Raw genomic sequence first — 25,577 nt, 5'->3', positions numbered from 1 at the left:
AAGCAACTGGAATGCCAGCAATCTAGGATCAGCGACATGTCGTTTAAAGCGGCGCTTGGATTTTTCGCCTCACTTGCAATCACAGCTTTGTTATCCGTGAATGCCGCCCGGGCGGAGCCCGTGAAGCTCGTCGGCTTCGGCGACAGCCTGATGGCCGGCTACCAGCTGCCCGCGACGGACGCCTTTCCGGTGAAGCTGGAGAAGGCGCTGCGCGAAAAGGGCTACGAGGTCGAGATCGCCAATGCCGGCGTTTCCGGCGACACGAGCTCCGGCGGTCTTGCCCGGCTCGACTGGTCGATCCCCGAGGGCACGCAGGGCGTGATTCTGGAACTCGGCGCCAACGACGCGCTGCGCGGCATTCCGCCGGAACAGACGGAGAAGAACCTCGACGCCATGCTGACGCGCCTCAAGGAGCGCGGCATCGCGGTGCTGCTTGCCGGCATGCTGGCCCCGCCGAACATGGGCCCCGACTACGGCGAGCGCTTCAACGGCATCTACCAGCGCATGGCGGAAAAGCACGGTGTCGCGCTCTATCCGTTCTTCCTCGACGGGGTCGTCACCAAGGCGAACCTGCAATTGGAGGATGGCATGCATCCGAATTCCGAGGGGGTGGACGTGATGGTCGCGACGATCCTTCCGGCCGCCGAAGCGTTCATCAAATCGATACCGGCGAAGGAGTAGTTTTCGCGGGTGCGAAATAAGGGTTGCGCAAAAATCCATTGCGTGATTCGCTGACAGTACATTCCAGCAGGGAGAAGTCGCCATGCCGAGACTTTTCGTCGCCCTCGAAGTGCCGCGCAATGCTGCCATGAGCCTCTCCTTGCTGAGAGGCGGACTTCCCGGAGCCCGCTGGATCGATGTCGAGAACTTCCATATTACCTTGCGTTTCATCGGCGATATCGACGGCCGCACCGCCGACGAGGTGGTCGACAAGCTCGACCGCATCGAGCGCCCGGAATTCCAGCTGGCCCTGTCGGGCATGGGCTCCTTCGGCTCGAAGAAGCCGCATTCCGTCTTCGCCGGCGTGACGCAGGCGCCGGAAATGTACGCCCTCCAGGGCGAAATCGAGCGCATCTGCCAGCGCCTCGGCCTTCCCGCCGATCCGCGAAAGTTCACGCCCCACGTCACGCTCGCCCGCCTGCGCAATGCCCGCACCGAGGACGTCGCCCACTACCTTTCCGGCCGCGGCAATTTCCACACAGCCCCCTTCACGGTGAACCGCTTCGTGCTGATGTCCTCGAAGGAATCGGTCGGCGGGGGGCCGTACCTTACGGAAGAGGTTTTCCCGCTCTACGAGGCAGGCGGCGGCTGGGACGGCGCGGACCTGCGCGACCATCCGGTTTGACAGAACGGACAGACAGCTGCGGGCACGTCATTTCAGCTGGGCAACGGCGGCAGGTCAGGTGCGGTCAGTCCCGCGAAGGGCTCGCGCCACGCATCGATCCGTTCAAGCCGTTCGTTCCAATCCTGTATCGCCGGATATTCGTCAAGCGGCAGCCGGGCGACGTCGTTGTAGGGCAGGAAGGTCGCCATCCGGAAATCCGCGAACGAGACGGTGTCGCCAACGAGCCACGCGCGGTTTGACAGTTCGCTTTCCAGGATGCGCGCGGCCTTGTGAAACTGCCGAAGTCCTTCCGCGACCATCTGCTCGTCGCAGGCGCCGATGCCGTAGCGCGGTTTGGTCCCGCGTTCCCATTGCACGATGTCGCATGCCTTGACGAAATTTTCCTTCGCCCAGCTGATCCAGCGGATCATGTCCGGCTCGTCATCGTCGGTGCGCCAGAAATTCGAACGGGCGTTTCGGGAGAGCCAGCAGACGATGGCGTCGCTTTCCCAGAGCGTCCGGCCCGGAAGCTCGAGAATCGGCAGCAACAGGTTCGGGTTCAGCGGCCTGTAGCGCTCCGCCTGACCCGCCGCCAGCGGCGCTGCGAACGCGAATTCGACGTCTGCCTTCAAAAAGCGCGCGGCTGCGACCGCCACGCGGGGATTGGGGTTGCGGCTGAAATAGATCTTCATTCGGCTTGCCTCCATTTGCATACCCCGAAAGACGCCCGGGCGAAGGACGGGCCGACATCGGCGCGAAAAGAAACCGCCGCGGTGTCCGAAAGGCCCGAAGGCTGCAAGCTCCCCCGCGCTTAGTCCCTGGCGCGATTCAGCATTTCGTGTCGACCCGCCCGAATCCCGTCAATCCCTTGTGGTGAACAAACCCTGAATCCGCCCGAGTCAGTGATTCGTCTCCGATTCGTTCGCAGACTGTTCCGGGTACCGTCCGACCCTGGAGAAAAGCCGCGTCCTTCGTCTTGCCCCTTGCCATCGGGCCTCCCGATGGGCATCTGTTGCCTGCCGGATGCGTCCGGCGGAAATTGAAACCTGCCGGGGCGTGACTTGTCGCAAGCACCCATGATCTTGAGCGGCCGCGGGGTCACCGCGGTGCTCGGCCCGACCAATACGGGCAAGACCCACTACGCAATCGAGCGCATGGTGGCACATGAGACGGGCGTGATCGGCCTGCCTCTGCGCCTCTTGGCGCGCGAGGTCTATACGCGCCTCGTCGACAAGGTCGGCCCGCACAATGTGGCGCTCGTCACCGGCGAGGAGAAGATCACGCCGCACATGGCGCGCTATTCGGTCTGCACGGTGGAGGCGATGCCGCGCGAGACGCGCGCCTCCTTCGTCGCGATCGACGAGGTGCAGCTGGCCGGCGATCTGGAACGCGGCCACATTTTCACCGACCGGGTGCTGCATCTGCGCGGCCGCGACGAGACGCTGCTGCTCGGCGCCGCCACCATGAAGCCGATCCTCGAACAGTTGCTGCCGGGCCTTAACGTCGTGGAGCGCCCGCGGCTCTCCCAGCTCTTCTATTCCGGCTCCAAGAAGATCACCCGCCTGCCACAGCGCACGGCCATCGTCGCCTTCTCCGCCGACGAGGTCTATGCGATCGCCGAACTGATCCGCCGCCAGCGCGGCGGGGCGGCGGTGGTGCTCGGCGCGCTCTCGCCCCGCACCCGCAATGCACAGGTCGCGCTCTACCAGGAGGGCGACGTCGAATATCTCGTCGCGACCGATGCGATCGGCATGGGCCTCAACCTCGACGTCGACCATGTCGCCTTCGCCCAGGACCGCAAGTTCGACGGCTACCAGTTCCGCAACCTCAACCCCGCCGAGCTCGCCCAGATCGCCGGCCGCGCCGGCCGGCACCTGCGCGACGGCACCTTCGGCGTGACGGGCCGCGTCGATCCCTTCGACGACGAGCTGGTCAAGCGCATCGAGACGCACCAGTTCGACCCCGTGCGCGTGCTGCAGTGGCGCACCACCCGGTTCGACTATTCCTCCCTCTCGGCGCTGCGCCATTCGCTCGACGCGCCGCCGCCGATAAGCGGGCTGACACGGGCGCTGCCGGCCGTCGACCAGCAGGCGCTGGAGCACCTGTCGCGCTACCCCGACGTCCGCGATCTCGCAACGACGCCGGAGCGCGTCGAGAAACTCTGGGAGGCCTGCGCGCTTCCCGACTACCGCCGCATCGCCCCCGCCCAGCACGCCGACCTCATCTCGACGCTCTATGCGGACCTCATAAAGCGCGGCGCGGTCAACGAAGACTTCATGGCCGACCAGGTGCGCCGGGCCGATCGAACCGATGGCGAGATCGACACGCTTTCGGCGCGAATCGCACAGATAAGGACATGGACCTATGTGTCGAATCGGCCCGGATGGCTTGCCGATCCGACACACTGGCAGGAAAAGACGCGGGAAATCGAAGACCGATTGTCCGATGCGCTACATGAACGGTTGACGAAACGCTTTGTTGATCGCAGGACATCTGTGCTCATGAAGCGCCTGAGAGAGAATGCGATGCTGGAAGCTGAAATCAGTGTGAATGGCGATGTCTTCGTAGAGGGACATCATGTCGGGCAGTTGGCCGGTTTCCGGTTTACGCTGGCCTCCGGAACGGAAGGTCCCGATGCGAAGGCCGTGCAGGCGGCTGCGCAGAAGGCGCTTGCGCTGGAGTTCGAAGCCCGGGCCGCACGCCTGCATGCCGCCGGCAACGGCGACCTCGCGCTCGGCTCCGACGGCACCGTGCGTTGGCTCGGCGATCCCGTCGCGCGCCTGACGGCGAGCGACCACGTCATGCGCCCGCGCGTCATCCTGCTCTCCGACGAGCAGCTGACCGGCAATGCGCGCGACCACGTCGCCGCCCGCATCGAGCGCTTCGTGAACCATCACATCGCGACCGTGCTGAAGCCGCTCGACGACCTTTCGCGCGCGGAAGACCTGCAGGGTCTCGCCAAGGGCCTCGCCTTCCAGCTCGTCGAGAACCTCGGCGTGCTCTTCCGCCGCGACGTGGCGGAGGACGTGAAATCGCTCGACCAGGAAGCCCGCGCCTCGATCCGCAAGCACGGCATCCGCTTCGGCGCCTACCACATCTTCATGCCCGCGCTCTTGAAGCCGGCCCCGGCCGAGCTCATCACCCTGCTCTGGGCGCTGAAGAACGATGGCCTCGACAAGCCGGGCTACGGCGACCTCATCCCGGTGCTCGCCGCCGGCCGCACCTCGGTCGTCACCGACCCGAGCTTCGAGCGCGCCTTCTACAAGCTCGCCGGCTTCCGCTTCCTCGGCAAGCGGGCCGTGCGCATCGACATCCTGGAGCGCCTCGCCGACCTCATCCGCCCGCTGCTGCAGTGGAAGCCGGGCACGCCGCGCCCCGAGGGCGCCTATGACGGCCGCCGCTTCATGGCGACGACCGCCATGCTCTCCATCCTCGGCGCGACGCCGGACGACATGGAAGAGATCCTCAAGGGTCTCGGCTACCGTGCCGACAGCGTGAAGGCCGAGGAGGTCGCCGCCCATCTTGCCGCCGCGACCCCGGCTCCGGCCGATGCCGCCGCCGCAGCGCCCGCCGAAACAAATACGGAAGTGTCCGACGAACACGATGCCGATGCGGCGGAGGGCGAAAGCGAGGCCCCGGCGGTCGCCGCAGAGGCATCGGCCGCCCCGGCCGAAGCCCCGGCCACCGAGGCCGCCGAAACCGCGGAAGCACCGGCAGCGGCGGAAGCCGCCGCCGAAGGCGAGCCGGCCGAAGCCAAGCCGGTGCTGCTCTGGCGTCCGGGCTCGCGCCATGACAACCAGCGCCAGGGCCACCGCCACGGTGGGGAACGGCAGGGCGACCGCCAAGGCCAGGGCGCGCGTCGTGGCGGCGAGCGCCATCGTGGCCAGCCGGCCGGGGAGCGCGGCGAGCGGCGCGACGGCGGCCGCGGCCGTCCGGACCAGGCCAAGGGCCGCGACGGAAAGCCGCAGGGCGGCAATCGCCCCGATCGCAATGAGCATCGCCCCGATCGCAACGATCGCGGCGGCAAGCCGCAGCAGGCGAAATTCGAGGCCCGGCCGCCCCGCAAGGAAAAGCCGATCGACCCGGATTCGCCCTTCGCCAAGCTCGCGGCGCTCAAGGAGCAGCTGAAGAAGTAAGCCGATGGCACGCGACGAGGAACAGCCGGCAGGTCAGGCGCGACAGCGCATCGACAAATGGCTGTTCTTCGCGCGGCTGCGCAAGTCGCGCTCGCTGGCGGCGAAATCCGTGGAAGCGGGCGATGTCAGCGTCAACGGCCAGAACATCCGCCAGCCATCGCATATGGTGCGCCCCGGCGATGTCGTGGTGCTCTCGCTCGACCGGCACGACATGGTGGTGAAGGTGCTGCAGGCCGGCGAACGCCGCGGGCCCTACGAGGAAGCCCGCCTTCTCTACAGCGACATGACGCCACCCCCGCCGCCGCGCGAGGAGCGCTCGCTCTTCGAGCAGGCGACACGCGAGCGCGGCGCCGGCCGGCCCACCAAGCGGGAACGCCGCGAAACCGACCGCCTGCATGGTTTTCCCGGCGGCGACGAGGATTAGAATTCTATACCTCGCATGCGCCCGGCAGCGCATGTATTACGCTTGCAAACCGCCCGCAAAGCCTTTACCTCAGCCACCGGATGGCCCTCGATGCGCGCGGCCTCTCCTGTCCGGCAAGCCGGTCGCGTAACGGGTTCTACGGTGACGGACGGCCTCGTCCGCGCCCGCCTTATGACGTTTCTGGAGTTCCTCATGACGTATGTCGTGACCGACAACTGCATTCGCTGCAAGTACACGGACTGTGTGGAAGTGTGCCCCGTCGACTGTTTCTACGAGGGGGAGAATTTCCTCGTCATCCACCCCGACGAATGCATCGATTGCGGTGTCTGCGAACCGGAATGTCCCGCCGAGGCGATCAAGCCGGATACCGAGCCGGGCCTCGATAAGTGGCTGCAGATCAATGCGGAATTCGCATCCGTCTGGCCGAACATCACGGTCAAGCGGGACGCGATGCCGGAAGCGAAGGAAATGGACGGCGAGGAAGGCAAGTACGAGAAGTACTTCTCTCCCAATCCGGGCCAGGGTGATTGATCGCCGCACAGGGCGGCAACCGAAGCTGGGGAAAAAGACCTGCTCCCGCCAAAAGGCGATGGGACAGGCTTGATGACCCATGCGAAGCAAATTATTGATTTCGGCACTTTTTTGTGGTAGGGTCCCGATACTGATCCACATCGCGGCATTTTGCGTGCCCGAACACCACCACGAAAGCAAACGATCCCTCAACGCCGCTCACCTCCCATAGGCAGCCCCGGTTGCTCAAATGTGAACGCGTCGCAGGGGACCTTTTTGCGCATGGCGGACGGACCAGAGTGGTGACACCGCAACGGTGCCCCCCGTCTTTCCCGGGTCCCCGGACCCACCCGGCCATGCCGGGAGCGTAACAGGGAGTATTTGAACAGAATGACGACCCAGCAGAAGAAATCTTCCACGCGCCAGGGCTTCAAGACCGGTGAATCGATCGTCTATCCCGCTCACGGCGTCGGCCAGATCGTCGCCATCGAGGAGCAGGAAGTCGCCGGCATGAAGCTTGAGCTTTTTGTCATCGATTTCGAAAAGGACAAGATGCGTCTCAAGGTGCCGGTTGCCAAGGCCGTTTCGATCGGCATGCGCAAACTGTCGGAGACCGATTTCGTCGACCGCGCGCTGAAGGTTGTCCAGGGCAAGGCCCGTGTGAAGCGTACCATGTGGTCGCGCCGCGCGCAGGAATATGATGCCAAGATCAATTCGGGCGACCTGATCTCGATCGCCGAAGTGGTCCGCGACCTCTACCGTGCGGAAAACCAGCCGGAACAGTCCTATTCCGAGCGCCAGCTCTACGAAGCCGCGCTCGACCGCATGGCCCGGGAAATCGCCGCCGTCAACAAGATGTCGGAAACCGAGGCCGTCCGCCTCGTCGAGACGAACCTTGCCAAGGGCCCCAAGCGCGGCAAGGCGATCGAAGAGGACGACTCGCAGGACGAAGCCGCCTGATCTAGGGCAGCGCTTCCGATTTTAAAGCCCGGCTGGCAACAGCCGGGTTTTTTATTGGAACTTTTCCGGCGGCAGGCCGTTTGGCGATCGAGGACGATCCGGCTTCGGGCGGCCGGCGGGGTGGCTTGGTCACTTTATTTTCTCGAAAACCGTTTTCGAGTGATCCGTTGGTCTTTCCGAAACGTCATCGTCAAGCAGGGCGCAGGGTCAGGAGCAGGAATGGGCCTGCCTGCGCCGGTTCGGTTTACGTGGAGAGACCCGCCATGGCTACGACGACCGCAGACCGCCGCATGATCAAGCTCGCAATGTCCGCGCCCTATCTCGAACGGGACGAGGAGCAGGCGCTGGCCCAGGCCTGGAAGAACAACAAGGACCAGGAAGCCCGCAACCGCATCGCCATGGCCCATATGCGGCTGGTGGTCTCGATGGCCGGAAAGTTCAGGAACTTCGGCCTTCCGCTCGGTGATCTCGTGCAGGAGGGCTATATCGGCCTCTTGGAAGCTGCCGCCCGTTTCGAGCCGGAACGGCAGGTGCGCTTTTCCACCTATGCCAGCTGGTGGATCCGCGCCTCGATCCAGGACTACGTGCTGCGCAACTGGTCGATTGTGCGCGGCGGCACCAGTTCGGCGCAGAAGGCGCTCTTCTTCAACCTCAGGCGCCTGCGCGCCCGGCTTGCCCGCGGCGACATCCATCTGACCGCCGAGGCGATGCACCAGGAGATCGCGGCCGCGCTCGGCGTCAGCACCGCCGACGTGCGCACCATGGATGCCCGTCTTTCCTCCTCCGATGTCTCGCTCCAGGCGCCGATCTCCTCCGCCGAGGGCGAGGGCTCGAACCGGCTCGACTTTCTCACCAGCGACGCCCCCCTTCCCGACGAACAGGCGGAAGGCAGCATCGACGGCGAACGCCGCCATCACTGGCTGCATGCCGCGCTCGGCCAGCTCAACGAACGCGAGATGAAGATCATCCGTGCCCGGCGGCTGGCGGAAAACGGCGCGACACTCGAGGAACTCGGCGCCGTTCTCGGCATTTCCAAGGAGCGTGTACGCCAGATCGAGAATCGCGCGCTGGAGAAGCTGCGCGCCGTGCTGGTCAGCAAGACCACGGATTTCGCCTACGCCTGACGACAAGGCTGACCTCAGGGTCCCGGGACGGCCACGGGACCCACGCTGCAAGATCGCGCCGTTTCGCCCGGCAATCAAACGTGATCATCCCCGTTCATTGACGTTTCTGCCGATTCATGCGCATTGCTACGCAATCGTGCATGTTTGGATTCGACGATGTCGGGACAAGACCTTCTTCTGCTCGGGGAGCGGCAAGACCTGATCCGCGCGCGGCTCGACCTTTCGGGGCGGGTGATCGCGGCGGAACTGGCACAGGAGCTCGGCGTGTCGGAAGACACGATCCGGCGGGACCTGCGTGAAATGGCGGCCTCTGGCCTCTGCCGCCGGGTCTATGGCGGGGCCTTGCGCATGACGCACGCTTCCACCACGATGAACGAGCGCATGGCGATTGCCGGCGCGCGCAAGGCGGCGCTCGCCCGCGCGGCCGCCGGGCTCATCCCTGCCGGCACCACCGTCTTCCTCGATGCTGGCAGCACCAATGTCGCGCTCGCCCGCGCCTTGCCGACGGCCGCCGGCCTCACCGTTGCCACCAACGGGCCGGCCATCGCCGCGGCGCTTCTCGAGCGCGACATCGCGACGATCCAGCTCGGCGGGCTGATCGATGCGCGCTCGGGCGCGGCGATCGGCGCCAAGGCGATGCGCGATGCGGAGGCCCTTCGGCCTGACATCCTGGTGCTCGGCGTCTGCGGCATCGATCCGGAGGCCGGCGTCACCGCCGACAGTTTCGAGGAGGCGGAATTCAAACGCTTCGTCGCCTCGCGCAGCCGGACGGTGATCGTCATCGTCACCAACGACAAGCTTTTCACCGCAGCCCCCTATTCGGTCGCCCCCCTTGCCCGCGTGGCAAGCGCCGTGATCGAGGCGGATGCGGGCGAGGCCGAGGCGGCAGCGCTCGCCGACGCCGGCATCGACATCCTGCGGGCCGGATAGGCGCCCCTCCCAGAATCCTGAAACGGACCTCCCATGACGACGCCCGAAAATGCCATCAAAGGCACCGCCTTCGCGAGAACCCATTTTCCCCCGACACGGCTGGCCGTCTCCGGCCTTTTCCTGCTGAACGGCACCTTCGCCGGCGCCTGGGCGCCGAAAATCCCGGAATTCGCCAGCCGCCTGTCGCTCTCCGAATCCGGCCTCGGCCTGATGATCATGTGCTTCGGCATCGGCTCGCTCGTGCTGATGCCGATCGCCGGCATCCTGATCGCCCATTACGGCACGACGCGCACGGTCAAGGGCGCCGCGGTCCTCTTCCTGTCCACCCTCATCCTGCTTTCCCTTGCCCCGACCGTCCTGCTCGGCGCGCTCGCCATCTTCCTCTTCGGCGGCCTGATGGGCGCGATGGACGTGGCGATGAACGGCAATGCGGTCGAGGTCGAAAAATCCATGCGGCGGGCGATCATGTCGTCCTGCCACGCCTTCTGGAGCCTCGGCGCCTTCATCGGCGCCACGACCGGCGGTTTCCTGATCGAGACGCTCGGCGTGACGGGCCATGCGGTGCTGCTCACCGCGCTCGGCGCCGTCGCGCTCGGCCTTGCCTGGCCCTTCGTGCTGCACGACGCGCCGCACCCGAACGAGGAGCGCCAGAAGGTGCGCCTGCCGATGACGCTCCTGCCCTGGCTGATCGGCCTCATGGCGCTGTTCTCCATGGTGCCGGAAGGCGCGATCCTCGACTGGGGCGCGCTCTACATGCGCGACGAGCTCGGCGCCTCGCTGGCAGTCTCCGGCTTCGCCTTCGGTGCCTTCTCGCTCACCATGGCCGCCATGCGCTTTGCCGGCGACCATGTGCGCGACCGCCTGGGCGCGGTGAAGACGCTGCGGTTCTGCACTGTCATGGCGATGATCGGCATGGTGGTATCGGGCATGGCGCCGAATGCCTATGTGGCGGTCCTCGGCTTCGCCATCTGCGGCATCGGCATTTCCAACATGGTGCCGATCGCCTTTTCCGCCGCCGGCAACCTGCCGGGTTTCGCGCAGGGCGTGGCGCTCTCCGTCGCGACGGTCATGGGCTATTCGGGCTCGCTCTTCGCACCCTCCGTCATCGGCTTCATCGCCGAGCATACGGGCTTTTCCATCATCTTCGCCCTGCTGCCGGTGCTCTTCGTCGTCGTGCTGCTGCTCTCGCACCATGCCGTGCATGCGGACGTGCGCGAACGGCCTTGAGCGCGCAACGCGCGGCGATCAAATCGTCGCGCGTTCCGGCCCCGGCGGTTGACAAGCCCCGTTTCCTGATCCACCTGAGGGCAAAGGCTGCACGAGCGATGCCGCATGCGGCCGGTTTTCGAGCAAGAGGCTCCAGAATGTCCTTCTCCTTCGACTTTGAACCGAAGCCGCGGCGCAGGTCCGTCGGCGTCGATGTCGGCGGCGTGCTTGTCGGCGGCGGCGCACCGGTCGTCGTGCAGTCGATGACCAATACGGATACCGCCGATATCGACGGGACGGTGGCGCAGGTCGCCGCCCTCCACCGCGCCGGCTCGGAGATCGTGCGCATCACGGTCGACCGCGACGAGAGCGCGGCGGCGGTGCCGAAGATCCGCGAGCGCCTCCTGCGCCTCGGCATGGACGTGCCGCTCGTCGGCGACTTCCACTATATCGGCCACAAGCTGCTTGCCGACCATCCGGCCTGCGCCGAGGCGCTGGCGAAATACCGCATCAATCCCGGCAATGTCGGCTTCAAGGACAAGAAGGACAGGCAGTTCGCCGCCATCGTCGAGACGGCTATCCGCCACGACAAGCCGGTGCGCATCGGCGTCAACTGGGGCTCGCTCGACCAGGAGCTCCTGACCCGGCTGATGGACGAGAACCAGGACAAGGGCTTTCCGCTGACCGCCCAGCAGGTGATGCGCGAGGCGATCTGCCAGTCGGCGCTGCTGTCCGCCGAGCTTGCCGAGGAGATCGGCCTGCCGCGCGACCACATCATCCTCTCGGCGAAGGTCTCCAACGTGCAGGACCTCATCGCCGTCTATGCGATGCTCTCGGCGCGCTCGGACCATGCACTGCATCTCGGCCTGACGGAAGCCGGCATGGGCACGAAGGGCGTCGTCGCCTCCTCCGCCTCGCTCGGCATCCTCATGCAGCAAGGCATCGGCGACACGATCCGCATCTCGCTGACCCCCGAGCCCGGCGGCGACCGCACCCGCGAGGTGCAGGTGGCGCAGGAACTGCTGCAGGTCATGGGCTTCCGCCAGTTCATACCCGTCGTCGCCGCCTGTCCGGGCTGCGGGCGCACCACCTCCACGGTCTTCCAGGAACTCGCCCAGAAGATCCAGGACGACATCCGCAAGAACATGCCGGTCTGGCGGGAAAAATATCCCGGCGTCGAGGGATTGAAGGTCGCGGTCATGGGCTGCATCGTCAACGGCCCGGGCGAGAGCAAGCATGCCGATATCGGCATCTCGCTGCCCGGCACCGGCGAATTGCCGATCGCTCCCGTCTATGTCGACGGCAAGAAGGCCCTGACGCTGCGCGGCACCAACATCGCCGGTGAATTCGAGACGCTCGTCAACGACTATATCGAGAAGCGCTACGGCCAGGGCCAGGCGGCCGCCGAGTAGGCGGCGGTCCTGGAGGATTTGTCGCATTTCCAGGAAAACCGGTATCCGCTTTTCCTGGAAGTGCTCCAAACCTCAGACGATCTCCTCGACAGCCGCGATCAGCCGGTCGCATTCCTCGGGCGTGCCGATGGTGATGCGCAGGAAATCGGAGATGCGCGGCTTGGCGAAATGGCGCACCAGCACGGCGCGCTCGCGCAGGCCCCTCGCCAGCGCCTCGCCGCTCACGGCCGGATGGCGGGCGAAGACGAAATTCGCCTGCGAGGGCAGCACCTCGAAGCCGCGCTGACGGAGCGCGCCTGTGACGCGCTCGCGCGTGTCGATGACCTTGCCCCGCATCTCGTCGAACCATTCGCGATCGTCGATGGCGGCCGCGGCGCCGGCCTGCGCGATGCGGTCGAGCGGATAGGAGTTGAAACTGTCCTTCACGCGCTCCAGCGCGTCGATCAGCGGGCGCTGGCCGATGGCATAGCCGACGCGCAGGCCCGCCAGCGAGCGGGACTTCGACAGCGTGTGCACGACCAGCAGGTTGTCGTATTTCCTGGTCAGCGGGATCGCGCTTTCACCGCCGAAGTCGATATAGGCCTCGTCGACCACCACCGGCTGGTCCGGGTGTGCGGCAACCAGCGCCTCGATGGCGGCAAGCGGCAGGCCGATGCCGGTGGGGGCGTTCGGATTCGGCAGGATGATGGCGCCGCAGGGCCGATCGTAGTCAGCAAGATCGATGGTGAAGTCGTCCTTCAGCGCAATCTCCTCCGCCTGAATGCCGAAGAGCCGGCAATAGGTCGGGTAGAAGCTGTAGGTGATATCAGGATAGACGAGCGGCTTGTCGTGCTTGAGGAGCGCGACGAAGGCGTGCGCCAAGACTTCGTCCGAACCGTTTCCGACAAAGACCTCATCCACGTCCACGCCGTGGAAACGGGCGATCGACTGGCGCAGCGCCAGCGCGCTCGGATCCGGATAGAGCTTCAGGCTGTCGGCGACGGCGGCCTGCATGGCGGCGATCGCCTTCGGCGACGGGCCGTAGGGGTTTTCGTTGGTGTTGAGCTTGATGAGGTTTTGAATGCGCGGCTGTTCGCCAGCGACATAGGGCTTGAGCGTGGCGACGATCGGCGACCAGAATTTGCTCATGACGTCAATTCCTGCGATTGGCAATGAAATGGGCGGTTTCGATCAGGATGCCGGCGCGATGGCTGAACGGCGCAAGAAGCGCCTCGGCCTCCGCCACGAGTTCCCGAAGACGGTTTTCCGCCCAGGCCTGGCCGCGCCGGGCGACGAGCGTCGCCTTGCCGCGATCGGCATCCTTGCCGGTCGCCTTGCCCATGGTCGCGGCATCGGCGGTGAGGTCGAGCAGGTCGTCGGCGATCTGGAAGGCAAGGCCGACCGTCTCCCCGTAGCGGCGCAGCGTCTGCCGGTCCCCCGCCGAGGCCCCCGCGACGATGGCGCCGGCCTCGCAGGCGAAGCGCAGGAGCGCGCCGGTCTTCATCTTCTGCAGCGTCACGATGCCCGCCTCGTCCGGCGCATCGGTCTCTGCCGCAAGGTCGAGCGCCTGGCCGCCGGCCATGCCGCCGATGCCGGCGGCGCGGGCGAGCGCCAGCACCAGCGCCGTCTTGGTGGCATCGGGCAGACGCGTTTCGGGCGCCGCAACGATATCGAAGGCCAGCGTCAGCAGGCTGTCGCCGGCAAGGATCGCCGCCGCCTCGTCGAAGGCGATATGCACGGTCGGCTGGCCGCGGCGCAGGTCGTCGTCGTCCATGGCCGGCAGGTCGTCATGCACGAGCGAATAGCAGTGGATGCATTCGAGCGCGGCGCCGACGCGCAGCGCCGCCGTGCGCTCCACGCCCGGAAAGAGCGCGGCGGATTCGATGACGAGGAAGGGCCGCAGCCGCTTGCCGCCGTTGAGCACGCCGTGGCGCATGGCGGCGAGCAGCCGTTCGGGGCGGGCGATCTCGTCCGCCGAGACGCTGCCCGACAGCAGCGTTGCCAGCAGTGCCTCCACCGCCTCGGCATTGCCCTTCAGCAGGGACTGGAATTCCTGGTAACGTTCGCTCATGGCCGCTCTTTGGCATGGGCTCCGGGCCGAAGCAACGGCCATGCCCGGGCTGCTTCAAAGAATCGCGCCGCAGACTGGTTTTTGGCGAGCCGTGACGGTATGAAGGCGCAACGACGGAAGGACGGACGCCGGCTCTTGGACATCGTACCGGAAACACGCACAGATTCGGTCAACACGGAGGCAGAAGCCGGTGAAAGGGACGGTTGGATGAGCCGGCTTCGCCGGAACTGGCGACGCCTCGTGCTTGTCGTCCTGGCCATCGTCGCGCTGCCCTATGTGCTGATCCTGCTCTACACGATCGAATTCGTGCGCCCGGTTTCCACGCTGATGCTGCGCGATCTCGCCCTCCTGCGCGGCTACGACCGGCAATGGGTGGCGTTCGACGAGATCTCGCCCAACCTGGTGCAGGCGGTCATGATGTCCGAGGACGGCCAGTTCTGCCGCCATGGCGGGGTCGACTGGGGCGAGATGCGCGCCGTCGTCAACGAGGCGCTGGCCGGCGAGCAGACGCGCGGCGCCAGCACGATCCCGATGCAGACGGCCAAGAACCTGTTCCTCTGGAACGGCCGCTCCTTCGTGCGCAAGGCGATGGAACTGCCGCTCGCCGTCGCGGCGGATTTCGTCTGGAGCAAGCGGCGGCTGATGGAGATCTACCTCAACATCGCCGAATGGGGCCCCGGCATCTACGGCATCGAGGCCGCCGCGCAGCACCATTTCAAGGTGCCGGCCGCCAAGCTCTCGCGCCGGCAGGCCGCCCTTCTCGCCGTTTCCCTGCCCAACCCCTACGAGCGCAATGCCGGAAAGCCGGGACGCGGCCTGCAGCGCCTCGCCCGCCTGATCGAGCGGCGCGCCAGCCGCTCGGGCGAATATATCAAGTGCCTTTATGAGTGAGTTCAGGCCTTTTCATTGGTGCCGGCCCCGGTGAAGGCCTAGGGTCTCCGCCGTATCAAGAGCGCGCGGGAGCACCATGTCGGACCTCATCCTCTATATCGGCAACAAGAACTATTCCTCCTGGTCCTTCCGGCCCTGGATCGCCATGACGGCGGCCGGCGTGCCGTTCACCGACAAGGTCATCCCCTTCGACTTTCCCGCCGGCAACCCGGAATTCAGCAAGATCTCGCCGACGGGGAAGGTGCCGGTGCTGCATCACGGCGCGGTGCGGGTGTGGGAATCGCTCGCGATCATCGAATATGTCGCCGAGCTCTTTCCCGATGCCGGGATCTGGCCGAAGGACGGCGCGGCACGGGCCGAGGCGCGGGCAATCTCGATGGAGATGCTCTCCGGCTTCCGGGCGCTGCGCAATGCCTGCCCGATGAACATCCGCCGCAAGCCGGGCGAAATCGACCTGCCGGACGGCGTGACGGATGACGTCGCCCGCATCGAGACGATCTGGAAGACGGCGCTCGCGCGCTCCGGCGGGCCGTTCCTGTTCGGCGCCTTTTCCGCAGCCGATGCGATGTATGCGCCGGTCGTCAACCGGTTCGAGGCCTATTGCTTGACCCGCGACGAAACCGTATTGGCCTATATGGCGCGCATGAAGGCGCATCGGGCCTGGCAGACGTGGCAGGCGGCGGCGCTGGCCGAGCCGTGGATCGTGCCCGAGGACGAGGCGTGACCGGCGGAATCGAAAAAAACCGCCCGGGGACTGGTCAAGCGGGATTTTGCTGTGTATAAGCCGCCCCAATTTCCGAGATAAAGACATGTCCCTGTCGCCCATCCGGTGGCCCGTGGATGTGTTTGCCCGATAAGTGGAGTTAGTGAAATGGCTGTACCGAAAAGAAAAACGAGCCCGTCCAAGCGCGGTATGCGCCGTTCCGCAGACGCTCTGAAGGGTTCGACCTACATCGAAGACAAGAACTCGGGCGAACTGCGCCGTCCGCACCATATCGACCTGAAGACCGGCATGTACCGCGGTCGCCAGGTTCTGACGCCGAAGGAAAACGCATAAGCGTTTTCGGCATCAGCTGATATCAGGGGCCGGCTTGCCGGCCCTTTTCTTTTGGGCCATCCGCCCCCCCCGAATGCCTGTCGTCGCGGCGGCGACATTTTCTTGCGCCGATTCGTGGGCTAAGAGAGAAACGGGGCCGCTCGTGCGAAGACGGTCGTTGGAGCATTTCCGCTTTTCTTCGAATCGTAAAAACGCTCTATCTGTTTGTTTTACGCAATTCCGGATGCAAGACCGCTTCGCACTTTTGCTGGAATTGCCCTGGATTCTTGTTTTCCGCATTATCCGGCGCCGAAGCGACTTCGCTTCGGCTGGAAATGCTCTAGGAGACCGCCGCCCATGCTTCTGGCCATACCGCTGCTGATCATCCCGTTCGCCCTCTACAACCTCGCCATGACCGGCCTTTTCGGCGACGGCGGCGTCGCCGTGCTCGACAGCGAGGTGATGGCGGTCAACATGTTGTCCGGCACGACCTGGACCATGGCCTTCGGCGACCTCCTTATCCTCATCGCGCTCGTGCTGCTCTTCGTGGAGATCCTGAAGGCCACGCGCCCGGGCTCGCGCGCGCTGCTCGATCACATGCTCTCGATGGTGCTGTTCGTGGTGTTCCTCGTCGAGTTCCTGCTGGTGCAGGGCGCGGCGACGCAGATCTTCTTCATCCTGATGACGATCACCTTCATCGATGTCATCGCGGGTTTTGCCGTGTCGATCCGCACGGCGAGCCGGGATCTTTCGATCGGGCTGTGACGGGCGCGGGGCAGGCCCGCGCCAACCGTGTCGTCAGCTCAAGCTGTCGAGCTTCGTCTGGAGCGCGCGCAATTGCTCCTTCAATTCGTCGAGGTCCTTGGCGTCCGCCTTGCGGGTCTCCTTCGGCGGCGCAGCATTGGCGAAGGGCGAGAACATCTTCATCGCCTGCTGGAACAGCTCCGTATTGCGCCGCGTCGTCTCCTCGATCAGCGCCATCGGCACCTGCAGGTTCTTGCCGAGCGGCGTATCGCCGAAGGTCTTGTTGATCTGCTCGCGCATCTGCGACTGCTGCTCGGTGAAGGCCTGCATGGAGTGTTCGAGATAGCTCGGCACCACCATCTGCATCTGGTCGCCGTAATAGGAGATCAGCTGGCGGAGGAACGAGATGGGCAAAAGCGTGTTGCCGGTCTTCGATTCCTGCTCGAAAATGATCTGCGTCAGCACCGAATGGGTGATGTCCTCGCCGGATTTGGCGTCCTGTACGGTGAAATCCTCGCCCTTCTTCACCATGACCGCGAGATCGTCCAGCGTCACATAGGTGCTGGTGCCCGTATTGTAGAGCCGCCGGTTCGCATATTTCTTGATGACGATCTGACCGTCGTTCCTGGCCATTAGGGTCTCCTCATCCCCGTATTTCCATTTCTTTTTTGGTCCTGACGAGTATCGGCAAAAAGACGCGCGCTGACAATCGAATTGTGCGATGCGGCGAGCAATGCTGCGCAACATGGATTTTCATGCTGCACGCCGCGTCGATGAAATTTTAGCGGCATCGGATATCCCGTTTGACTCTCCTCCTCCGCTTTGCCAGTTTTGATTTCGGGAGAACCGCCGGGCTCGCGCCGTTCGTGCGCCGAGCCTGGTTCCAAGGCCGGCCGCAAGGTCGTCAGAACTGAGGAAGCACACATGAGCACCCCATCCATCGTCATCGCCAGCGCCGGCCGCACCGCGGTCGGTTCCTTCAACGGAGCTTTCGCCAACACGCCCGCCCACGAGCTCGGGGCGGCGGTCATTTCGGCGGTTCTGGAGCGCGCGGGCGTTGCGGCGGGCGAGGTGAACGAGGTGATCCTCGGCCAGGTCCTGCCGGCCGGCGAAGGCCAGAACCCGGCCCGCCAGGCCGCCATGAAGGCCGGCGTCCCGCAGGAGGCGACCGCCTGGGGCATGAATCAGCTCTGCGGCTCGGGCCTGCGCGCCGTGGCGCTCGGCATGCAGCAGATCGCCACGGGCGATGCCGGCATCATCGTCGCCGGAGGCATGGAATCCATGTCCATGGCGCCGCATTGCGCGCACCTGCGCGGCGGCGTGAAGATGGGCGATTTCAAGATGATCGACACGATGATCAAGGACGGCCTGACCGACGCCTTCTACGGCTACCACATGGGCATCACCGCCGAGAACGTCGCCAAGCAGTGGCAGCTTTCGCGCGACGAGCAGGATGCCTTCGCCGTTTCCTCGCAGAACAAGGCCGAAGCCGCCCAGAAGGAAGGCCGCTTCAAGGACGAGATCGTTCCCTTCATCGTCAAGGGCCGCAAGGGCGACGTCACGGTCGACGCCGACGAATATATCCGCCATGGCGCGACGCTCGATTCGATGGCCAAGCTGCGGCCCGCCTTCGACAAGGAAGGCACCGTGACGGCCGCCAATGCCTCCGGCATCAATGACGGCGCGGCCGCCGCCCTCCTGATGAGCGAGGCGGAAGCCTCCCGCCGCGGCATCCAGCCGCTCGCCCGCATCGTCTCCTGGGCGACCGCCGGCGTCGATCCGAAGATCATGGGCACCGGCCCGATCCCGGCCTCCCGCAAGGCGCTCGAGCGCGCCGGTTGGAAAATCGGCGACCTCGACCTCGTGGAAGCCAACGAGGCCTTCGCCGCCCAGGCCTGCGCCGTCAACAAGGATCTCGGCTGGGATCCGTCGATCGTCAACGTCAACGGCGGCGCCATCGCCATCGGTCACCCGATCGGGGCCTCCGGCGCCCGCATCCTCAACACGCTCCTCTTCGAGATGAAGCGCCGCGGCGCCTCGAAGGGCCTCGCCACGCTCTGCATCGGCGGCGGCATGGGCGTGGCGATGTGCGTTGAGAGCATGTAAGCAAAAGCTTACAAGCTACTTTGCCAGGACCCGCCGCCGGCGGGGCGACGGGTCGACTCGAAAAACAGTTTCAGGGGAGTGAGCCACATGAGCAGGGTAGCATTGGTAACGGGCGGATCGCGAGGCATCGGCGCGGCCATTTCGGTGGCGCTGAAGGCCGCCGGATACAAGGTGGCCGCGAACTATGCCGGCAATGACGACGCCGCGAACGCCTTCAAGGCGGAGACCGGCATCCCGGTCTACAAATGGGACGTTTCGAGCTACGAATCCTGCGTCGAGGGGATCGGCAAGGTGGAGGCCGACCTCGGACCGGTGGACATCCTCGTCAACAATGCGGGCATCACCCGCGACGCGATGTTCCACAAGATGACCCCGGACCAGTGGGGCGCGGTGATCAACACCAACCTCACCGGCCTTTTCAACATGACCCATCCGGTCTGGTCCGGCATGCGCGACCGCAGCTTCGGGCGCGTCATCAACATCTCCTCGATCAACGGCCAGAAGGGCCAGATGGGCCAGGCGAACTATTCCGCCGCCAAGGCCGGCGACCTCGGCTTTACCAAGGCGCTCGCCCAGGAAGGCGCCGCCAAGGGCATCACGGTCAACGCCATCTGCCCGGGCTACATCGGCACCGAGATGGTGCGCGCCATCCCGGAAAAGGTGCTGAACGAGCGGATCATCCCGCAGATCCCGGTCGGCCGCCTCGGCGAGCCGGACGAGATCGCCCGCATCGTCGTCTTCCTCGCCTCGGACGATGCCGGCTTCATCACCGGCTCGACCATCTCAGCCAACGGCGGCCAGTTCTTCGTCTGACCGCCTTTCATCGCAAACGGAACACGGCGCCTTCGGGCGCCGTTTTCCATGGTAGGATCGACCGGAAAGGAGCGCGCCATGAAACAGGAAAAGTTGAGCGAAGAGGCGATTTCCGCGGCGATCGCGGCCCTTGACGGCTGGACCCGCTCGGATGACGGCATCGCCATCGAGAAGAAATTCAAGTTCAAGACCTTCCGCGAAGCCTTCGGCTTCATGACCGAGGGCGCGCTGGCGGCGGAAAAATTCAACCATCATCCCGAATGGTTCAACGTCTACAACCGCGTCGAGGTGCGCCTCACGAACCACGATGCGGGCGGCCTCACCGAGCTCGACGTCAAGCTGGCGACGGCAATGGACAACGCGGCGGCCGCGCGCACGAAGAGTTGAAGACCCGTGAAGCCGTTCCCATATCATTCCCGCCGGATTTTTTCCGGTATCGCCACCTGAAGGAGGCCATGCATGAATGATGTGAAGATCGGCGAGATTCTTCTGCCGGGAGACGAGGACGAGCAGGAGCGTCAGGAGAACCGCGTGAAGAAGCGGTTCTGGCCGGTCCTCAAGCGCGCGATGCGGCAGGTGCCGTTCTCCCGCGACCTCGTCGCCGCCTACTATTGCGCGCTGGATTCCCGCACGCCCACCAAGGTGCGCGGCATCCTGCTCGCCGCCCTCGCCTATTTCGTATTGCCGCTCGACGGCATTCCGGATTTCTTCGCGCTGGTCGGCTTTTCCGACGACATCGCCGTGCTGACCGCCGCCTTCGCCGCCATCCGCGGGCATATCCGCGAGGACCACTACGTGGCCGCCGACAAGGCGCTCGCGGACGAGCCGGATGTCCAACCGGCCGGCTGAGCCCGGCCGCCGCCCGTCCTGCACTCGACCCGCGGTGGCGAAGTCAAATTCTTGCCCTATTCCTTGTGCCTTAAATGGCTTCGACGGGTTCTATCTCACCAAATGGGGACTGGGCACGCTCGCCTTTCTCAGCGATTCCAGCAAACGTGCATAGCGGTTTTGCGCCCGGGATTGCGCCGACAGGAGCGGGAGCGTTTTCACGACCGGCGGAAGCGCTCCGGAAGGCAGCAGCGGAAACTTGACGCGAATTTGTCCCGGTGCGGCGCGGATGACCTTTGTAAAATGAGCGCATGTTGACGGTTTGGTAACCTGAATTAAGTCAAAATGAATCAAATCGTCATCATGCGTGGCCGACACCGGCATCGAGGGCACCGCCTTCGGCCGGGCAATCACTGGCAAGACAACCGGCAGGAAAACATGTTCGTAAGAAAGCTCGCAACCGCACTCGCCCTCGTCGTCGTGACCGCAGGCGTTGCCTCGGCCCAGACGCCGACGCGCATTCAGCAGTTCAATGCCTGGGGTGCCTATTCCTACCAGGCGAAAGGCGGCAAGGTCTGCTACGTGCTGTCGGTGCCGAAGGAGAAGAACCCGGCCGGCGTCGACCATGGCGACGTCTTCTTCCTCGTCTCCCAGCGCCCGGGCCAGAACATCAGCTACGAGCCGCAGGCGATGATGGGCTATCCGCTGCAGGAGGCCTCCAAGGTCAACGTCGTCATCGACGGGCGCACCTTCGTGATGTTCACCAAGGGCAATTCGGCCTGGGTGGAGAACGCCGCGGAAGAGCCGGCCTTGGTCGCGGCCATGAAGGGCGGCAGGGACATGCAGGTCCAGGCGAAATCCCGCCGCGGCACGGGCACCTCCTACTCCTATTCGCTGTCGGGCATTTCGGCGGCGCTGAAGCAGATCGAAAGCTGCCGCTGATTTCCCTGCGGGCAGAAACGGAAAGGGCCGGCGTTCTCGCCGGCCCTTTCGTTTGCGGAATGCTCAGGCCTTGCTTTGCGCAAGAAGGATGAAGGCCGCAAGGACAAGCGCCGCCGCCACCGCGAAGGTCATGTGCATGCCCGTGGCGATCGCCGCGGGGTCCGCGCGCGTCACCGCCTTCGTGCCGACGGCGAGCGTGAAGATCGCGCCCATCAGGGAGGCGCCGGTGATGAGGCCGAGATTGCGCGACAGGACGAGCAGGCCGGACGTGACGCCACGCTCCCCGGCGCCGACGCCGCCCATGACGGCCGCATTGTTGGCAGCCTGGAAAAGCTGGTAGCCCGGCGTCACCACGGCGATGGCCATGACATAGCCGGCAAGGCCGAGGAGCGCGGACAGAACGGACAGCCCGAGCGCGCCCGCGACCATTACGGCAAGCCCGCCCAATGCCATGCGCCGGGCGCCGAACCGGTCGACGAGGCGTCCTGCGACAACGCCGCTTGCCGTGGAGACGAAGGGCCCGACCGCCAGCACGAAGCCGACGCCGGCCGGGCCCAACCCCAGCGCGCCGGCAAGATAGAACGGCCCGACGACGAGCGTCGCCATCATCACCGTGGCGACCAGCCCATTGGCGGCAAGGCTTGCGCGAAACCCGGCGCGGTGGAATGCGGCGGGCCGGATCAGCGGCACCGCCGCCCGCTGCTGCCGCAGGATGAAGAGAGCCATGCCCACCGCAGAAGCGGCAAGGAAGACGGCATTGACCGGCCCGAAGGCGCTCGTCCCCATGGTCATCGCCAGCGCATAGGCCGTGAGCGTTGCGGCGAGCAGGCCGGCGCCCGGAAAATCGAAGCGGGCGACCGCCGCGCTGGCGCGATCGGCGGGCAGGAAGCGCCAGACTAGTGCCAGCGCGGCAAGGCCGAAGGGGACGGCGACGAGGAAAATCGCCGGCCAGCCGAAACCGGCGATCAGCAGGCCGCCGAGCGAGGGGCCGAGAGCGGTGCCGACCGCGGACATGGTGCCGATGAGGCCCATGCCGCTGCCGATCCGCTCCTGCGGCACGGTCTCGCTGACGAAGGCCATGGCGAGCGCCATCATCGCCGCCGCCCCCAGCCCCTGCAGGGCCCGGGCGGCGATCATGAGCGGCAGCGTCGGAGCCAGACCCGCCAGCGCCGACGCGGCGGTGAACAGTGCAAGCCCGGCCAGAAGCAGCCGGCGACGACCGAAAAGGTCGCCGAGGCGGCCGAGGCCGACGACCAGCACCGTGCTCGCCAGAAGATAGGCCAGTACCACCCACTGCACCTGCCCGAACGGCGCGGCAAAGGTTTCCGCGAGCGTCGGCAGGGCGACATTGGCGATGCTGGTGCCGAGCGAGGAGAGCAGGATGGCGAGCGACAGCCCGCAAAGCGCGCCGGTCGTGCGGCGTGTCGTCGTGATGGTCGGTGTATCCGCCATGGCGCTCTCCTGTCGTTGTCTCCTCCGACAGATAGATTCTCACCGGATAGGGCGGAAGGCGCATCGCCTGCACTTCATTCGTGCATCTGGCGCCATGTCATCCTTCTGTAAAAATGCTAGGATCGCTCCATGGCCCGGCCCGATCTCAACCTTCTCGTCACCCTCGACGTGCTGCTCGCCGAAGGCAGCGTCGCACGCGCGGCGCAGCGGCTGCGGCTCAGCCCTTCCGCCATGAGCCGGGCGCTCGCCCGTCTTCGCGACGTGACCGGCGATCCGCTCCTGGTGCGCGCCGGGCGCGGCCTTGTGCCGACGCCGCGGGCGCTCGTCCTGCGCCAAGCGGTCGGACGCGTCGTCGAGGAGGCCGAAACCCTGCTGCGGCCGGCCGAACTGCTCGACCCCAAAACCCTCGTGCGAACCTTCACGCTGCGCAACCGCGAGGGTTTCGTCGAGACCTTCGGGCCCGCCCTCCTGGCGCGCGTCGCCCGGGAGGCGCCGGGCGTGAAACTCCGCTTCGTGGCGAAGCCCGACAAGGAGAGCACGCCTTTGCGGGACGGCGCGGTGGATCTCGAAACCGGCGTGATCGGCAGCACGACAGGGCCGGAAGTACGGGCGCAGGCGCTGTTTCGCGACCGGTTCATCGGTGTCGTGCGTAACAAGCATCCGCTCACCGAAGGCCCGGTGACGCCGGAGCGTTATGCAGGCGGAACGCACATCCTCGTCTCCCGACGGGGACGCGATGGCGGCCTAGTCGACGAGGCGCTCGCCCGGCTCGGCCTGGCGCGCCGCATCGCCGTCACCGTCGCGAGCTTTTCCGAGGCTTTGGCACTCGCCCGGGACTCCGACCTCGTCACGGAGGTGCCGGAGCGCTATACGGCGCGGCTGCGGGAGGGCATGGCGGCCTTCGCCCTGCCGCTTGCCCTGCCCGAGCACACCGTCTCCATGCTCTGGCATCCGCGCCTCGATGCCGATCCGGCCCATCGCTGGCTGCGGGCGTGCCTGCGCGCCGTCTGCACGGAGAGGTGACTTTCCGGCGGAACAGTGCTAAAGGGCCGGCTACCGGGCCGCAAGCCGCGTTTTCAGACGCTCCTGGCCCCCAATGAACTTCTATCGAGCATGGACCGCTTGCGGCGCAGGAACCTGCGCCGGCGTGCCATGATCTTGAGGATGACCCGATGGCAAGCATGGACTTTCTCAACACGGCCGAGCCCGTCAAGGCGCCGCTGGTGCGCACCCTTCCCGCCGCTGAAAAGCCCTCGCTGATCGGCCTTTCGCGCGAGGAGATGGGCCGCGCGCTCGTCGAAAAGGGCGTCAACGAGCGCCAGGTGAAGATGCGCGTCAGCCAGCTCTGGCACTGGCTCTATGTGCGCGGCGTTTCCGATTTCGACGACATGACCAATGTCTCCAAGGACATGCGCGAAATGCTGAAGACGCATTTCACCATCGCCCGCCCCGAGATCGTCGACGAGCAGATCTCCAGCGACGGCACGCGCAAATGGCTCTTGCGCTTCCCCCCGCGCGGCGCCGGCCGGCCGGTCGAGATCGAGACCGTCTACATTCCCGAGGAAGGCCGCGGCACGCTCTGCATTTCCAGCCAGGTCGGCTGCACGCTCACCTGTTCCTTCTGTCACACCGGCACGCAGAAGCTGGTGCGCAACCTGACGGCCGAGGAAATCCTCTCGCAGTTGCTGCTCGCCCGCGACCGGCTGGGCGATTTCCCGGACCGCGACACGCCGGCCGGCGCCATCGTACCGGCGGAAGGGCGCAAGGTCTCCAACATCGTCATGATGGGCATGGGCGAACCGCTCTACAATTTCGAGAGCGTCAAGACGGCGCTGCTGATCGCCACCGACGGCGACGGCCTGTCGCTCTCCAAGCGCCGCGTGACGCTGTCGACCTCGGGCATTGTGCCGGAGATCTATCGAACCGGCTCGGAGATCGGCGTCATGCTGGCGATCTCGCTGCATGCCGTGCGCGACGACCTGCGCGACATGCTGGTGCCGATCAACAAGAAGTATCCGCTAAAGGAACTGCTGGACGCCTGCCGCGCCTATCCGAGCCTGTCGAACGCCCGGCGCATCACCTTCGAATATGTGATGCTGAAGGACGTCAACGACACGCTGGAGGACGCCAAGCTGCTGGTGCAGCTGCTGAAGGGCATTCCCGCGAAGATCAACCTCATCCCCTTCAATCCCTGGCCGGGCACCAACTACCAGTGTTCCGACTGGGAGCAGATCGAGCGTTTCGCCGATTTCATCAACCAGGCCGGCTATGCCTCGCCGATACGCACCCCGCGCGGCCGCGACATCCTCGCCGCCTGCGGCCAGCTGAAGTCGGAATCCGAGCGCATGCGCAAGGTCGACCGCATGGCCTTCGAGGCGATGATGATCGTCGGGCACGGCGAGGACGACTGAAGGGGCTCCTCATCCGGTTGCGCCGGGGCCGCGTCCTCCCGAGGTGAGAACCTCTCCTTCGGCATGCTCGGGCTCGACCTGAGCATCCACGCCGCGGGTGCCAGGTGCATCCTCGGCTCAGGGCCGAGGATGACGAAGTGGGTGGGGCAATACCTGCCGGCCATCCTTCCCTTGCGAGACGCTTCCCCGAAGGGCCGGGCACGGACAATGCCCCTTGCTCGACACTTTGCCGCACCTATCTCATCATGAATTGTGATTGAAGCAGTCGATTCCGAGAA

Annotated in this window: 26 protein-coding genes; 21 read left to right on the top strand and 5 right to left on the bottom strand. The window is 65.6% G+C overall.

From position 1 onward, the window contains the following. Positions 1 to 36 precede the first annotated feature (36 nt). Both MUU56_RS20775 and thpR read left to right on the top strand, forming a co-directional pair. Entirely contained in the window at positions 37 to 681 is a 645-nt protein-coding gene (locus tag MUU56_RS20775) for an arylesterase (protein ID WP_244769192.1), read from the top strand. Between the two features lie 82 nt (positions 682 to 763). Beyond that, positions 764 to 1,345 carry an RNA 2',3'-cyclic phosphodiesterase gene (gene thpR / locus MUU56_RS20770; protein ID WP_244769191.1) on the top strand — a complete coding sequence of 194 codons (582 nt, stop codon included), beginning with the start codon at positions 764 to 766 and terminating at the stop codon, positions 1,343 to 1,345. A gap of 32 nt (positions 1,346 to 1,377) precedes the next feature. Here the strand turns inward: thpR and MUU56_RS20765 are convergent, their stop codons facing one another. After that, entirely contained in the window at positions 1,378 to 2,016 is a 639-nt protein-coding gene (locus MUU56_RS20765; protein WP_244769190.1) for a glutathione S-transferase family protein, read from the bottom strand. 384 nt (positions 2,017 to 2,400) lie between these two features. Between MUU56_RS20765 and MUU56_RS20760 the strand changes: the two genes are divergently transcribed. The 8 genes from MUU56_RS20760 (at position 2,401) to ispG (ending at position 12,026) form a co-directional block, all read left to right on the top strand. After that, positions 2,401 to 5,460 (top strand): helicase-related protein, encoded by a 3,060-nt coding sequence (locus MUU56_RS20760; protein ID WP_244769189.1) that lies wholly within the window; start codon positions 2,401 to 2,403, stop codon positions 5,458 to 5,460. 4 nt (positions 5,461 to 5,464) lie between these two features. Beyond that, the gene (locus MUU56_RS20755; RefSeq protein ID WP_244769188.1) at positions 5,465 to 5,884 is read left to right on the top strand and encodes an RNA-binding S4 domain-containing protein; all 420 of its coding nucleotides are present in this window, start codon (positions 5,465 to 5,467) and stop codon (positions 5,882 to 5,884) included. A 192-nt stretch (positions 5,885 to 6,076) separates the two neighbouring features. Further along, complete coding sequence (fdxA, locus tag MUU56_RS20750; RefSeq protein ID WP_425314253.1) at positions 6,077 to 6,415, top strand: ferredoxin FdxA; 339 nt, start codon at positions 6,077 to 6,079, stop codon at positions 6,413 to 6,415. Positions 6,416 to 6,784: 369 nt separating this feature from the next. Beyond that, on the top strand, positions 6,785 to 7,354 hold the full coding sequence (locus tag MUU56_RS20745; RefSeq protein WP_119257839.1) for a CarD family transcriptional regulator: 570 nt from the start codon (positions 6,785 to 6,787) through the stop codon (positions 7,352 to 7,354). 263 nt (positions 7,355 to 7,617) lie between these two features. After that, entirely contained in the window at positions 7,618 to 8,478 is an 861-nt protein-coding gene (locus tag MUU56_RS20740; RefSeq protein ID WP_244769187.1) for an RNA polymerase factor sigma-32, read from the top strand. A gap of 156 nt (positions 8,479 to 8,634) precedes the next feature. After that, the gene (locus MUU56_RS20735) at positions 8,635 to 9,408 is read left to right on the top strand and encodes a DeoR/GlpR family DNA-binding transcription regulator (protein ID WP_244769186.1); all 774 of its coding nucleotides are present in this window, start codon (positions 8,635 to 8,637) and stop codon (positions 9,406 to 9,408) included. 33 nt (positions 9,409 to 9,441) lie between these two features. Further along, positions 9,442 to 10,635, top strand: coding sequence for an MFS transporter (locus MUU56_RS20730; RefSeq protein WP_244769185.1), 1,194 nt, complete (start codon positions 9,442 to 9,444; stop codon positions 10,633 to 10,635). Positions 10,636 to 10,772: 137 nt separating this feature from the next. Next, on the top strand, positions 10,773 to 12,026 hold the full coding sequence (ispG, locus tag MUU56_RS20725) for a flavodoxin-dependent (E)-4-hydroxy-3-methylbut-2-enyl-diphosphate synthase (protein ID WP_244769184.1): 1,254 nt from the start codon (positions 10,773 to 10,775) through the stop codon (positions 12,024 to 12,026). 72 nt (positions 12,027 to 12,098) lie between these two features. On the opposite strand, the gene hisC is transcribed toward ispG, so the two are convergent. Beyond that, positions 12,099 to 13,154, bottom strand: a complete 1,056-nt coding sequence (hisC, locus tag MUU56_RS20720) for a histidinol-phosphate transaminase (protein WP_244769183.1) — start codon at positions 13,152 to 13,154, stop codon at positions 12,099 to 12,101. Positions 13,155 to 13,158: 4 nt separating this feature from the next. Further along, positions 13,159 to 14,076, bottom strand: coding sequence for a polyprenyl synthetase family protein (locus MUU56_RS20715; protein ID WP_244769182.1), 918 nt, complete (start codon positions 14,074 to 14,076; stop codon positions 13,159 to 13,161). A gap of 135 nt (positions 14,077 to 14,211) precedes the next feature. On the opposite strand from MUU56_RS20715, the gene mtgA reads away from it, so the two are divergent. From mtgA to MUU56_RS20695, 4 genes are all read left to right on the top strand, one after another. Then, the gene (gene mtgA, locus MUU56_RS20710; protein WP_398431242.1) at positions 14,212 to 14,967 is read left to right on the top strand and encodes a monofunctional biosynthetic peptidoglycan transglycosylase; all 756 of its coding nucleotides are present in this window, start codon (positions 14,212 to 14,214) and stop codon (positions 14,965 to 14,967) included. Between the two features lie 76 nt (positions 14,968 to 15,043). Beyond that, a complete protein-coding gene (locus tag MUU56_RS20705) occupies positions 15,044 to 15,691 on the top strand; it encodes a glutathione S-transferase family protein (protein WP_244769180.1) in 648 nt (215 codons plus the stop codon). Positions 15,692 to 15,838: 147 nt separating this feature from the next. Next, positions 15,839 to 16,024 (top strand): 50S ribosomal protein L32, encoded by a 186-nt coding sequence (gene rpmF / locus MUU56_RS20700; protein ID WP_064331868.1) that lies wholly within the window; start codon positions 15,839 to 15,841, stop codon positions 16,022 to 16,024. Between the two features lie 336 nt (positions 16,025 to 16,360). Then, positions 16,361 to 16,768: a hypothetical protein gene (locus MUU56_RS20695; protein ID WP_064331869.1), complete on the top strand. Its 408-nt coding sequence runs from the start codon at positions 16,361 to 16,363 to the stop codon at positions 16,766 to 16,768. 33 nt (positions 16,769 to 16,801) lie between these two features. On the opposite strand, the gene phaR is transcribed toward MUU56_RS20695, so the two are convergent. Beyond that, the gene (gene phaR, locus MUU56_RS20690; RefSeq protein ID WP_244769179.1) at positions 16,802 to 17,380 is read right to left on the bottom strand and encodes a polyhydroxyalkanoate synthesis repressor PhaR; all 579 of its coding nucleotides are present in this window, start codon (positions 17,378 to 17,380) and stop codon (positions 16,802 to 16,804) included. Between the two features lie 291 nt (positions 17,381 to 17,671). On the opposite strand from phaR, the gene MUU56_RS20685 reads away from it, so the two are divergent. The 5 genes from MUU56_RS20685 (at position 17,672) to MUU56_RS20665 (ending at position 21,436) form a co-directional block, all read left to right on the top strand. Then, positions 17,672 to 18,853, top strand: coding sequence for an acetyl-CoA C-acetyltransferase (locus MUU56_RS20685; protein WP_244769178.1), 1,182 nt, complete (start codon positions 17,672 to 17,674; stop codon positions 18,851 to 18,853). 87 nt (positions 18,854 to 18,940) lie between these two features. Further along, positions 18,941 to 19,666 (top strand): beta-ketoacyl-ACP reductase, encoded by a 726-nt coding sequence (phbB, locus tag MUU56_RS20680; protein WP_244769177.1) that lies wholly within the window; start codon positions 18,941 to 18,943, stop codon positions 19,664 to 19,666. A gap of 78 nt (positions 19,667 to 19,744) precedes the next feature. Continuing rightward, positions 19,745 to 20,053 carry a 4a-hydroxytetrahydrobiopterin dehydratase gene (locus MUU56_RS20675; protein WP_244769176.1) on the top strand — a complete coding sequence of 103 codons (309 nt, stop codon included), beginning with the start codon at positions 19,745 to 19,747 and terminating at the stop codon, positions 20,051 to 20,053. Positions 20,054 to 20,125: 72 nt separating this feature from the next. Next, the gene (locus tag MUU56_RS20670) at positions 20,126 to 20,515 is read left to right on the top strand and encodes a YkvA family protein (protein WP_244769175.1); all 390 of its coding nucleotides are present in this window, start codon (positions 20,126 to 20,128) and stop codon (positions 20,513 to 20,515) included. Positions 20,516 to 20,932: 417 nt separating this feature from the next. Beyond that, positions 20,933 to 21,436, top strand: a complete 504-nt coding sequence (locus MUU56_RS20665) for an invasion associated locus B family protein (RefSeq protein WP_064331875.1) — start codon at positions 20,933 to 20,935, stop codon at positions 21,434 to 21,436. A gap of 63 nt (positions 21,437 to 21,499) precedes the next feature. Here the strand turns inward: MUU56_RS20665 and MUU56_RS20660 are convergent, their stop codons facing one another. Further along, positions 21,500 to 22,888 (bottom strand): MFS transporter, encoded by a 1,389-nt coding sequence (locus MUU56_RS20660; RefSeq protein WP_244769174.1) that lies wholly within the window; start codon positions 22,886 to 22,888, stop codon positions 21,500 to 21,502. A gap of 129 nt (positions 22,889 to 23,017) precedes the next feature. Here MUU56_RS20660 and MUU56_RS20655 point away from each other — a divergent pair, with 129 nt between their 5' ends. Then, a complete protein-coding gene (locus MUU56_RS20655) occupies positions 23,018 to 23,911 on the top strand; it encodes a LysR family transcriptional regulator (RefSeq protein WP_244769173.1) in 894 nt (297 codons plus the stop codon). A 149-nt stretch (positions 23,912 to 24,060) separates the two neighbouring features. Then, positions 24,061 to 25,299, top strand: a complete 1,239-nt coding sequence (rlmN, locus tag MUU56_RS20650) for a dual-specificity RNA methyltransferase RlmN (protein ID WP_064331876.1) — start codon at positions 24,061 to 24,063, stop codon at positions 25,297 to 25,299. Positions 25,300 to 25,577: the final 278 nt, after the last annotated feature.

Origin of the sequence: Shinella yambaruensis, from assembly GCF_022899355.1 — a bacterium.
Taxonomy (GTDB): domain Bacteria; phylum Pseudomonadota; class Alphaproteobacteria; order Rhizobiales; family Rhizobiaceae; genus Shinella; species Shinella yambaruensis.
Note: the sequence above shows the minus strand (reverse complement) of the source record. Positions and strands in the feature narration are given on the sequence as shown.

Bases quoted from the DNA above. Each gene is read 5' to 3' on its own strand.
- MUU56_RS20775 (WP_244769192.1), top strand. From the start codon at position 37: ATGTCGTTTAAAGCGGCGCTTGGATTTTTCGCCTCACTTGCAATCACA.
- thpR (WP_244769191.1), top strand. From the start codon at position 764: ATGCCGAGACTTTTCGTCGCCCTCGAAGTGCCGCGCAATGCTGCCATG.
- MUU56_RS20765 (WP_244769190.1), bottom strand. From the start codon at position 2,016: ATGAAGATCTATTTCAGCCGCAACCCCAATCCCCGCGTGGCGGTCGCA.
- MUU56_RS20760 (WP_244769189.1), top strand. From the start codon at position 2,401: ATGATCTTGAGCGGCCGCGGGGTCACCGCGGTGCTCGGCCCGACCAAT.
- MUU56_RS20755 (WP_244769188.1), top strand. From the start codon at position 5,465: ATGGCACGCGACGAGGAACAGCCGGCAGGTCAGGCGCGACAGCGCATC.
- fdxA (WP_425314253.1), top strand. From the start codon at position 6,077: ATGACGTATGTCGTGACCGACAACTGCATTCGCTGCAAGTACACGGAC.
- MUU56_RS20745 (WP_119257839.1), top strand. From the start codon at position 6,785: ATGACGACCCAGCAGAAGAAATCTTCCACGCGCCAGGGCTTCAAGACC.
- MUU56_RS20740 (WP_244769187.1), top strand. From the start codon at position 7,618: ATGGCTACGACGACCGCAGACCGCCGCATGATCAAGCTCGCAATGTCC.
- MUU56_RS20735 (WP_244769186.1), top strand. From the start codon at position 8,635: ATGTCGGGACAAGACCTTCTTCTGCTCGGGGAGCGGCAAGACCTGATC.
- MUU56_RS20730 (WP_244769185.1), top strand. From the start codon at position 9,442: ATGACGACGCCCGAAAATGCCATCAAAGGCACCGCCTTCGCGAGAACC.
- ispG (WP_244769184.1), top strand. From the start codon at position 10,773: ATGTCCTTCTCCTTCGACTTTGAACCGAAGCCGCGGCGCAGGTCCGTC.
- hisC (WP_244769183.1), bottom strand. From the start codon at position 13,154: ATGAGCAAATTCTGGTCGCCGATCGTCGCCACGCTCAAGCCCTATGTC.
- MUU56_RS20715 (WP_244769182.1), bottom strand. From the start codon at position 14,076: ATGAGCGAACGTTACCAGGAATTCCAGTCCCTGCTGAAGGGCAATGCC.
- MUU56_RS20705 (WP_244769180.1), top strand. From the start codon at position 15,044: ATGTCGGACCTCATCCTCTATATCGGCAACAAGAACTATTCCTCCTGG.
- rpmF (WP_064331868.1), top strand. From the start codon at position 15,839: ATGGCTGTACCGAAAAGAAAAACGAGCCCGTCCAAGCGCGGTATGCGC.
- MUU56_RS20695 (WP_064331869.1), top strand. From the start codon at position 16,361: ATGCTTCTGGCCATACCGCTGCTGATCATCCCGTTCGCCCTCTACAAC.
- phaR (WP_244769179.1), bottom strand. From the start codon at position 17,380: ATGGCCAGGAACGACGGTCAGATCGTCATCAAGAAATATGCGAACCGG.
- MUU56_RS20685 (WP_244769178.1), top strand. From the start codon at position 17,672: ATGAGCACCCCATCCATCGTCATCGCCAGCGCCGGCCGCACCGCGGTC.
- phbB (WP_244769177.1), top strand. From the start codon at position 18,941: ATGAGCAGGGTAGCATTGGTAACGGGCGGATCGCGAGGCATCGGCGCG.
- MUU56_RS20675 (WP_244769176.1), top strand. From the start codon at position 19,745: ATGAAACAGGAAAAGTTGAGCGAAGAGGCGATTTCCGCGGCGATCGCG.
- MUU56_RS20670 (WP_244769175.1), top strand. From the start codon at position 20,126: ATGAATGATGTGAAGATCGGCGAGATTCTTCTGCCGGGAGACGAGGAC.
- MUU56_RS20665 (WP_064331875.1), top strand. From the start codon at position 20,933: ATGTTCGTAAGAAAGCTCGCAACCGCACTCGCCCTCGTCGTCGTGACC.
- MUU56_RS20660 (WP_244769174.1), bottom strand. From the start codon at position 22,888: ATGGCGGATACACCGACCATCACGACGACACGCCGCACGACCGGCGCG.
- MUU56_RS20655 (WP_244769173.1), top strand. From the start codon at position 23,018: ATGGCCCGGCCCGATCTCAACCTTCTCGTCACCCTCGACGTGCTGCTC.
- rlmN (WP_064331876.1), top strand. From the start codon at position 24,061: ATGGCAAGCATGGACTTTCTCAACACGGCCGAGCCCGTCAAGGCGCCG.